The sequence below is a fragment of the Rhodococcus sp. (in: high G+C Gram-positive bacteria) genome (genome assembly GCF_049299235.1).
Classification (GTDB): domain Bacteria; phylum Actinomycetota; class Actinomycetes; order Mycobacteriales; family Mycobacteriaceae; genus Rhodococcus.
This window is the reverse complement of the sequence record NZ_JBAQXC010000089.1, coordinates 1-2,071: the sequence shown is the minus strand read 5'-3', so window position 1 is coordinate 2,071 and position 2,071 is coordinate 1. Positions and strand designations below refer to the sequence as shown.

Here is a 2,071-nt window from a genome sequence, read left to right as displayed (position 1 = left end):
GGAGGCAGCCGGCGATCCTTCCCCTCCGCATTGCCCGGCCTCACCGGTGCCGCTACGCTGTGCGGCGGTTGCTTGTGAACCGTTTCCCAGTGGCGACACTCACCGTGGCGCTGGGACAGAGACAAGTGATGTTCCCGAGTGTTCGGCTGGTGCCCACGTCTACAGAACCGCGTTGAGGTGAGCAACGCAGAGACTGGTCTGACACATGCCCACCGTCAATTTTCAGACGTGCACCGGCGAATCCCGCTCCTACATCGCCTTTCGCATGCAACATCGCCCCCGCCCGGCGCTTCTCCACTCGACCGATCCCGCCCAGCAGGAACTCGAAGCCACCGTGTTCCGTGGCTTGGGAGAGATCCGAAGCCCGTCCGCACATCCTTTCCACGTCAAACGCATCCGGTTGAGCGAGGCCCACGTGCCGATCGTGTTCCTGGGCGGACCGACCGGAAAGGTCGACGTCAGCGCCACCTTCCTCGAGGTCTGTCTCCCGGGCACAGACGGCGGGAGTCCGGCGGCCGGATTCGGCGTGCGCATTCTGCACATCCACGGTCGTGACCTTGTGCTGGGCCTCGTCGAAACAGATGCACGCGTGATCATTCGAGGTTCCGCTGACACCGACTGGAATGCGGTGCGGAGCGCACATTCTCGGCAGGTGCAGGGCTACGGCACACCGCTGTGACATGAGAAGCGGTGGCCCCCCGCAGAGCTCGCCCTCAGGGACCATCCCTCATCGGTGTCACCGGAACCACGCGTGCGGATGGAGTCGATGCTCCTGCGGCGGATCGCGATCTTCACCTCGTTCAGCTCCGCCCACCGCACCTATGCGTATTCCGGCGGCCCGGACACCACCAAGGTGTGGCTCGAATACGATCCCGCGGTACCGAAACGGCACGATGCGCTGGTGTCGGCGTTGACCGATGCGACCTGGGGCCTGGGTATGCGGGTCGAATCCGATGACTGCGCCTGCGCTACGGGCGGTATGTGCGTGACCGTGCTGACCACCGCGGCCGGCGATGCCGCACTCAGGCTGCAATCCGTCGCCGATAGACCCGCCTGGGGGCGCGAGTACTTCGAGGAAATCGACGCGCCGCGAAAATGGTTGGACCGCGTTGCCCGGGCCTCACCCCACGCCTGTCGACGGACTGAACGCCGACGACGCTGGTGGTGGGGACGGTACGGGGTTGATTCTTCGAGTGTCGGTCCGTGCGAGCTTCGCCGAGTACGGCGCGGGCAACGACTCTGAACATGCAATGTGTCACCGCGCTGAGCACCTACGGATGCCAGGCCGTGCCTCACCAGCGTGGACGCGGCTCTGCGGTGACTCCAACCGCAGATCGTCGTCTGTGTGGCTGTGGGGTCAGTCGCTGGGGGTGGACGCGGCGGGGTGTGTGGTCAGGGCGGGCAGGACCGTGGCCATGATCGAGGCGGCGAACTCGGTCATCGGCTGCTGGGGATGGTCGGGTCCGTAGAACTGTTCGAGGAACGCCCGCAGGTAGCAGGCACCGGCGATCGATGCGGCGACTCCGTCGATGGGGGCGTCGGCGGCCACGGTGCCGGCGCGTTGTTCGTGCTCGAGGAATCGGGCCACGGCGGCGGGCAGCAGCGCCGGGCCGGCGCCGTGCGCGATGACAGCTTCGCGGTGGCGTTCGAGCAGGGCTGCGTCGGAGAACAGGGAGGCGCCGATCGCGAAGGTTTGCCGGTAGAAGGCGGTGATCTGCTCGATCGTCGCCCGCAGTCTGCCGTCGAGGGTGTCGGCGTCACCGGGGGTGCGGTCGGTGCGGGTGAGGATATCGACGGTGGGCACTCGTTCGCGCAGGACGCTGAGGAACAGGTCGACCTTGTCGTCGAAGAGTTTGTAGATCATTGCTTCCGAGTAGCCGGCGGCCGCCGCGATCTGCTTGGTGGTTGCCTTGGCGATCCCGCGGTCGCGCATGATGCTCGCCGCGGCGTCGAGGATGCGATCACGTGCGGTGGGGGCATGGTCGGGCATGCCCTGACCGTAACCTACGATCATGGTTAGTGAGTACCCACTAACCAGGGGGTCCGCATGCTGGTCCTTGCGATCGAAATC

The 2,071-nt window shown here is 66.0% G+C and carries 3 protein-coding genes; 2 read left to right on the top strand and 1 reads right to left on the bottom strand.

From position 1 onward, the window contains the following. The first annotated feature begins 265 nt into the window (after window positions 1-265). Window positions 266-679: a hypothetical protein gene (locus WAX14_RS05050; RefSeq protein WP_422626996.1), complete on the top strand. Its 414-nt coding sequence runs from the start codon at window positions 266-268 to the stop codon at window positions 677-679. Between the two features lie 87 nt (window positions 680-766). After that, window positions 767-1,243, top strand: a complete 477-nt coding sequence (locus WAX14_RS05045) for a hypothetical protein (protein WP_422626995.1) — start codon at window positions 767-769, stop codon at window positions 1,241-1,243. A 114-nt stretch (window positions 1,244-1,357) separates the two neighbouring features. Here WAX14_RS05045 and WAX14_RS05040 read toward each other — a convergent pair whose 3' ends face one another. Then, window positions 1,358-2,014 carry a TetR/AcrR family transcriptional regulator gene (locus WAX14_RS05040; RefSeq protein ID WP_422626994.1) on the bottom strand — a complete coding sequence of 219 codons (657 nt, stop codon included), beginning with the start codon at window positions 2,012-2,014 and terminating at the stop codon, window positions 1,358-1,360. Between the last annotated feature and the right edge of the window lie 57 nt (window positions 2,015-2,071).